The sequence below is a fragment of the Flavobacterium bizetiae genome (genome assembly GCF_902804475.1).
Taxonomy (GTDB): Bacteria; Bacteroidota; Bacteroidia; order Flavobacteriales; family Flavobacteriaceae; genus Flavobacterium; species Flavobacterium bizetiae.
Window position 1 is genome coordinate 27,412 of record NZ_CADCSU010000033.1, and the last position, 8,528, is coordinate 35,939.

The 8,528-nt window shown below is 37.7% G+C and carries 1 protein-coding gene; it reads right to left on the reverse strand.

Annotated features, from left to right (window positions below):
- Window positions 1-7,875, reverse strand: a 7,875-nt coding sequence (locus FLACOL7796_RS02520) for an Ig-like domain-containing protein (RefSeq protein WP_173969263.1), incomplete at its 3' end; no start/stop codon positions are given.
- Window positions 7,876-8,528 lie beyond the last annotated feature (653 nt).

Consider the following 8,528-nt stretch of genomic DNA (forward strand, 5'->3'; position numbering starts at 1 on the left):
TGCTGTTACTAATGTTGGTGTTCCAGGATCAGTTACGCTGATTGTTACGGTTAATCTAACTGCGCTTTCACAACCTGTTGTTGGATCGCTGATTGCTGCGTAATATGTTCCACTTGTTAACGCTGTAGTAGATGGAATTCCTGTTCCGCCTGTTAAAGCGGTATACCAAATGATGTTTACCTCATTAAACTGAACATTTGCAAAAGTAGATGCATTTACCAAACAGAAGTTTTGAGTTCCTGCTGTTACTAATGTTGGTGTTCCAGGATCAGTTACGCTGATTGTTACGGTTAATCTAACTGCGCTTTCACAACCTGTTGTTGGATCGCTGATTGCTGCATAATAAGTACCGCTTGTTAAAGCTGTTGTTGATGGAATTCCTGTTCCGCCTGTTAAAGCGGTATACCAAACGATGTTGGTTTCATTAAACTGAACACTTGCAAAAGTTGGCGCATTTACTAAACAGAAGTTTTGTGTGCCTGCTGTTACCAAAGTTGGTGTTCCAGGATCGTTAACATTGATCGTTACGGTTAATCTAACAGCACTTTCACAGCCTGATGTTGGATCGCTGATTGCTGCGTAATAAGTACCGCTTGTTAAGACTGTAGTCGATGGAATTCCTGCTCCGCCTGTTAAAGCGGTATACCAAACAATGTTTGCCTCATTAAACTGAACACTTGCAAAAGTAGGTGCATTTATCAAACAGAAGTTTTGAGTTCCTGCTGTTACTAATGTTGGTGTTCCAGGATCAGTTACGCTGATTGTTACGGTTAATCTTACCGCGCTTTCGCAACCTGATGTTGGATCGCTGATTGCTGCGTAATAAGTACCGCTTGTTAAAGCTGTTGTTGATGGAATTCCTGTTCCGCCTGTTAAAGCGGTATACCAAACGATGTTTGCTTCATTAAACTGAACACTTGCAAAAGTAGGCGTATTTACCAAACAGAAGTTTTGTGTGCCTGCTGTTACTAATGTTGGTGTTCCAGGATCAGTTACGCTGATTGTTACGGTTAACCTAACTGCGCTTTCACAACCTGTTGTTGGATCGCTGATTGCTGCATAATAAGTACCGCTTGTTAAAGCTGTTGTTGATGGAATTCCTGTTCCGCCTGTTAAAGCGGTATACCAAACGATGTTGGTTTCATTAAACTGAACACTTGCAAAAGTTGGAGCATTTACCAAACAGAAGTTTTGTGTGCCTGCTGTTACTAAAGTCGGTGTTCCAGGATCGTTAACATTGATGGTTACTGTTAATCTAACAGCGCTTTCGCAACCTGATGTTGGATCGCTGATTGCTGCATAATAAGTACCGCTTGTTAAAGCTGTTGTTGATGGAATTCCTGTTCCGCCTGTTAAAGCTGTATACCAAACAATGTTTGTTTCATTAAACTGAACACTTGCAAAAGTTGGAGCATTTATCAAACAGAAGTTTTGAGTTCCTGCTGTTACTAATGTTGGTGTTCCAGGATCAGTAACACTAATCGTCACGGTTAATCTTACCGCACTTTCACAGCCTGATGTTGGATCGCTGATTGCTGCGTAATAAGTACCGCTTGTTAAAGCTGTTGTTGATGGAATTCCTGTTCCGCCTGTTAAAGCGGTATACCAAACAATGTTTGTTTCATTAAACTGAACACTTGCAAAAGTAGGTGCATTTACCAAACAGAAGTTTTGTGTTCCTGCTGTTACTAAGGTTGGTGTTCCAGGATCGTTAACATTAACTGTTATTGCTGATCGAACTGAACTCTCACAACCTAATAAATCTTTTATAGCACCGTGATAAATGGTTCCATTTACCAAAGTTGTTGTTGGATCTAATGCAGTTCCTCCCGAAGCAGCAAGATACCAAACTACATTCGCCTCATTTGCCTGAAGATTAGCTACAGTTGGTGCATTGATCAAACAGAAATTCTGAGGATTATTTGTAGATGTTGGTGTTGGAGGATCATTAACTATTACAGTTGCTGCTTTAAGTTCTCCGTTTTTATTTTGACATGTATTGTCGCTTGTCACAGCTACATAATAAGTAAGAGGGCTCATCGCAGTTGTTAAACCTGATACAGTTAAAACTCCTGTAGTACTAACAGCATAGGTTACGCCGCTCACAGTTCCATTTAAAATAGGCTGTGTTTTATTAGCATCTAAATACCAGAAGAAAACCGGATTTGTCAGCGTAGTTGTTGGCGTTAAAACTGCATCTGTATTATGACAAATTGAAGCATTATTTACCTCTATATCCGATTCAAGAGAAGCTGGTAAGATTGTAAATGTTACTTGTTTTCTATTTGCTGGTGTAGTCTCACAATACTCATCTGAACTCACTCCTAAATAATAAGTATAAGTTCCCGGAGCTAATCCGTTTATTACTAATTTAGATGTTGTTTCACCCGGAATTAACTGACTTGTTGTTCCGTCAAAACTATACCAGTGGTATATTGGGTTCGTAAGAATTGGTGTACTACTTAAAACTGCGTCTAATGTTACTGTTCCTGTTTCAGAACAAATAATAGTCCCATTTCCTCCGTTTATAGTTACGTTTGCTATTGCTGATACTGGAGTAGTAGCTCTAACAACAACTGTTACTTCTCCTCTTTCTAAAGCAGCGCAGCCGTAACGAATTGGCTGAACATAATATTTATAAGTTCCTGCCGCTAATCCTGCCGGAATTGTATAAGTTTGACCACTCGCTACAACATTTCCTCCTATTGGTGAATCGTACCACGCATAATCTGCACAAGATTTCGGCGGTACCTGGAGGGTAATGTTATCCCCGGGACAGACTGTAATTTTATTTTCAGGATCGCTTCCAATGACTTTCGTATTGGTTACACGATCGATAGTATGAACTCTAAGCTGATCTAAAACACTTGCAACTCCTCCAAAAGTAATTACTACTTTATCATAAGGCTGTGTTTGAGGTGCCACAATTGTCATCGCCATTGTGTCTCCAGCTAGCAATTTTAAGGTCAATAAACTACTTGTGTTTTGTATTGGAGCACCAACAGCAATATTTCCTGAATATAACTGAATCGTGAATCCGGTAAGTAAATTAAGATTTAAAAGAGTTCCTGGTTTAGAAATTGTAATTCTTAAACTATCCCCTACCATAGATGGTGTTCTAAAAGTTGTGGTAAGTTCAGCAGCAGCAAGAACTCCTGCCCCGCTAAACATTGTAGCGTAAGTAGCAACATCGCCATCGGCTATATTCCACGGATTAGAAACCCCTACAGTTGCTGTTAAAGCGCCTACTCCTAAATCTTTTACGCCAGAGAAAATATCTTCAATATCTCCCTGACCACAAGCAATTTGTGTAACTTGTTTTTTATAATGAGCATCATAAACATTAATGTTTTGTGCTACACTTAAAATTGATCCCAGTTGTACACGAATACCATCATAATCCTGAAGTCCTGAAGTATTAGAAGGTACAAATGTATATTCGAATGAATTTTGACCTGGTAATAAATTCAATAGTGATCCTGATACTGATTGTAAAGTTCCAATATCAATTGGATTATTAGATCCGTCACGTTTAGTACCTACTACTGAAATACTTTGTCCAACAGCAATTAAACTATTTTGTAAACCTAATTTAACTGTTACTGGAGTTCCTTTAGGAATAGTAGTCGGCCATTGCAGATTTTGCCAAGTAGTTCCAATACCTAACAGTCCTAAACCTGTAGTAATGGTGGAAAAAGTACTTGGATCACCATCTACAGCCAAAGGTCTATTTGATACAGACCCGGTAATAATTGATCCCGCTAATTCAGTACTAGCATATACTCTTTCTAATAGCGTATCACAAGTCGCAGGATCAATAACACTAATGGTTACTGTTTGGCTTGTAGTACAAGATCCGTTGCTTGCAATTACAGTATATGTAAAAACTCCTACTGTATTAAGAGGACCTGTACTATTAGATCCTAAAGCATTTCCTTGTGGATCGTACCAGGTTATGGTTCCGTTTGATGATGCAGTTAAAGTAACAGATGAACCTTTTGTAACCGCTATTGAGCTTGTTACTCCTGTTAATGTTGGTAATGGAGTTACGTTTACAGTTACCGGTACTTTTACTGATGGACAAGCAACACCTGTTGTCTGAGCCTGAATAAAATAGTTACCACCTACTGTAATATTGGCTGCTGCCTGATCTGTAATTGGATTATTGGATGCATCAAAGAAAGTATAAGTTGTATTTCCTGTAGTATCAAAATTGGTAATAGCATCTTTCAGATTTACTTTAGCACAGCCCGCAAACGGACTTGTAACGGTTAAAGCTGAACCGGCTGGATAATTTACAACTACTTCTTTTAATGTTCCATTTACGTTTTCGCAAATTCCTCCATTAGAAACAGATAGATAATAAGTATAAGGAGCATTAGCCGCAATAAGTCCGCTAATAGTTAGTGCTCCCGTTGTAGGATCTTTTACATAAGTTACTCCCGCTGAAGTCCCAGTAGTAATTTCTTGTGTTTTATTTTGATCTGTGTAATATTTAAATGTTGCTCCCGCTAAAGCAGATGTTGGAGCTAATACAATTCCTCCTGCACAAGACGCAGTTAAAGGACTTGCAATTGTAATATCCGCAGCTGTTGGAATAGATAATACATTAACCGTAACAGGCTGACGAACACTATTAATACAAGTTCCGCCTCGGGTTGCTTCTAAATAATAAATTGTAGTAGCAGTTAATGGAAGTGTTGGGCTAACTGCCACAATATTTCCACCTGTAGGAGCATCATACCATGTAAAAGTTTCTGTTCCTGTAGAAGAAGCTGCTAATGTTGCCGTTTGTCCTGCACAAATTGGCGCTGTTGCTCCCGTTATTGTAGCATTTGGAAATCTATAAGAAGCTCCATAAACGTTTAAAGTAGTTAACAAACCAACTAATGCACCTAATCTAATGTCAACTTGATCAAATGCGGCATTTGTTTTGAAACTAACTTTAAATCTATTTCCTGATAATACTTGCAAATTCAATAGACTATTGTTTACTGCAAGTCTCAGAAGATTTTCGACCCCTCCATTAGAAGTTCCTATACTTACAGATCCTAACAATGACAGATCAGCAAGACCTCCAGGTAATTCTAATTCGACATCAATAATATCTCCCGCCTGACCAGGTGTTAGAAATTTTAGTTCTTGTTGAATGTATGAATTAAGTACTCCCGCAGTTATAGTCAAAGAAGCAAAATTATTCGGGTTTGCGTCAACAGCGTTAGGTCCGTTAATTCCATTACATAAAACACATAATAAACCAGGGTCAACATTTATTGCTTGTGTGCTTGGCTGTAAACAAGTACTAACTGTATTGGTTACCATTACATTAATCGCAGCTCTTGAAATACTTTTACAATCTGATAAACCATTTACAGCTTCAACATAAAATGTTTTATTTGCAGTTAAAACCGGATTTGGTGTATAAGTATTACTGCCAGAACCTTGCAAAAGAGTTCCTCCTGTTGGAGCATCGTACCATAAATAGGAAACTCCCGGATCACTTACAACAGACAGCTGTACATTCTGACCTGACTGAATAATAACATTCGAAGATACAGGAACTGGAGGTGCTGGTCTAGGGTTAACATTTACATTAACTGGTGTACGAGCACTTAAACAAGTTCCAATTACCGCTTCAATATGATAAGTAGTTGGAACAGTCAAACTTGGGGTTACAAAAGAAGTTCCTGTAAATACCAATGTTCCTCCTGAAGCAGCATCGTACCAATTATACGTTGTACCTGCAACTGGGGATTGAATGGTTATCGTTGTAGTTTCTCCACTGCATAAATTAGTTGGAACAGTAGAAATTGCTGTTGGTGCCACTGGATTATTTACCGTAACTGTAACAGGATTTCTTTCACCATTGACACAGCCATTGCGAGTCAATTCAACATAATAAGTTGTATTAGCAGTTAAAGGCAGTGTTGTAAACGAAGCTGTACTGTTTAATAAATTTCCGCCAGTTAAAGCATCATACCATCTGATAGTTTCACCTAAAGCCAGATTAGCATTTAAAGTTGCAGTTTGTCCGCTGCAAATTGTAGTATTTCCAGAAATAACTGGTGCTTTATATCTGTAAGTCGCCTGATAAATATCTACGGTCGTTAAAAGATTAGCGACTGCTCCTAATCGAATTTCTACACGATCAAAATTCGCACCTGCAACAACACTTGCTCTAAAGCGATTACCTGATAGTAATTGAAGTGAAATTAATGGATTTGTTATCGCTATTCTATCATTATTATAGGTTGCTCCGTTGTAAGTTGCTAAGCTTACGGCTCCTAACAAAGAAAGATCGGCAATACCGCCTGGCAGTGCCAATTCTACATCAACGATATCTCCCGCTTTTCCAGGATTAGTAAATTGTAATGTCTGTTGTAATGATGCAACAACACCAATCGGAATAGTTAAACTCGCTGCTGTTGCAGGATTACCGTCTACAGAATTATTTAAATTAGTTGAACTACACAATAAACATATACCAACTTGTGTAGTAACCTGACTGCTAGCTTCACGACATCCGCCTAAAGCAGCTGGCTGAACCGTTACCGTTACAGGTACTCTGGTTGTACTGACACAACCACCTGTAAGGTTAACTGATTCTACATAATAGATTTTAGTCGCTGTTAAAATTGGAGTTGTAAAAGTAGTAGAATTAGCTAGTAATTTTGTTCCTCCTGTTGGAGTATCATACCAATCTAAACCAACACCCGGCTCAGCTGTTGAAGCACTTAAAGTTGCATTCTGACCAGCAAGAATCGATACACCTTGTGTTAATATCGTTGCAAGCGCAGGAACCGGAGTTGAAGTAACATTTACCTGAGTACGAGTCGATTTACATGTACCAATTGATGCTTCAACATAATAAGTAGAAATACCCGTAGGCACAGTTGGCGTATAGGTAGTTCCAGTAGTCAAAGCAACACCTCCCGTTGCAACATTGTACCAGGAATAAGTTGTTCCTAACACCGGATTTATAACCGATAAAGTAGTTGCCTGAGTGGCTCCAGCAGAACAAATAGTCGTTCCGGTGGCACTAATAACAGGCGCTATAGGCTGAACGACATTAATAGTTACAGGTAATCGCTGATCACTTTCGCAAACACCGTTTCTTGAGGTACTTACATAATAAGTTGTGCTAGCGGTTAGTGCTGGCGTAGTATAAGTTCCTACATTCGAAAGTGGTGTAGTAGCAGTTGGAGAATCATACCACGCAACTGTAGTACCAGCTGCAGCTGTAGCAGAAAGTGCTACTGATTGTCCGAAACACACTGATTGTGTTTCTCCATTGGCAATCGTAGGTTTTGCAAATTGCAAACGCACATCATAAATTCTTAAATTAATCAGTAAACTAACAAGTCCCCCTGTTTGAATTTTTATCTGATTTGCATCTGATGTCAAAGTATACTTTACGACATTAATATTCTCTCCATTATCTAATAATTGAAGATTTACTAATCCGCTCAAAGGAACCGCACTTCCTGCAGAAACATTAGATAAAAACGGTTGGATAGTCGAATTTGCAAGGACTCCGGCACTTATTACGGCACTACCGTTACCGTAATACAATACAATTTGATCTCCTGCCTTTGCAGTTTGATTAAAGGTTACCGTTTCTTCAGCAAAACAACCTACTCCTAATGAGTTTGTTATTGTTGCATAAGTACTTAAACTGGAATCGTATGCCAAAGCTGCGTTAGTAACTCCGGTAGTACCTAAACAGACTCCACCAATACTTGTAGAGCTTCCCGTTGGTCGACAAAACGTTTGAGCAAAGTTTTTATTACTCATAAGCAATAAAAACAATAAAAGCCATACGGCTAATAATCTCCTCTGAACGATGAGATCATAAAAAGTAAAAGTTTTTTTCATAATTTGGAAGATTAGAAAATGGACAATAAAATACCTCTTGCGATAAGCACGTATGCTTAGGCAATTTCAAAAAACGTTAAAAATCAACTAATTAAAATGAAATTTAAATTCGTAGTATACTAAGAATGTAAACTGCATTTCAGTAAAAAAATCATGTCGTATTGCGTATAACAAAGTATACTAAAGAGCAGTTTTTATTCCTGTAGAATAAAAAAGGTCTTGAAAATTTTGAGGAATATTGATCTGAATCAATCTTCCATGCGGAGTGATTTGTTGCAGGATTAATTTTCATAAAAGAAAATTTAAGTTGAATAGAACTGGGGGAATTCTTAATATATAGTATGACTCAATATTTATAGAAAGTTGATTAGGCAATCTGTAAATTTTGTTGATTTAGAATTAATTCTAAAAATTGAATCATTATGTTCAATAAGATAAATTTCCTGAATTTAAAAATATTTAAACACAGAAAAAGTCTTCATTAACAAAACCACCGATCAGGCTTTGAAAATAAAAACCAACTATAATTATAAAATTGTTGAAAAAAGTTTGCACTTACCCGAAAATCGAATTTCAAGATAAATCGATTAATTCTGGTACTGATAAAAAACAAAGTCAAAATAATAGGAATAATTAATGCAAACCAAATAAAG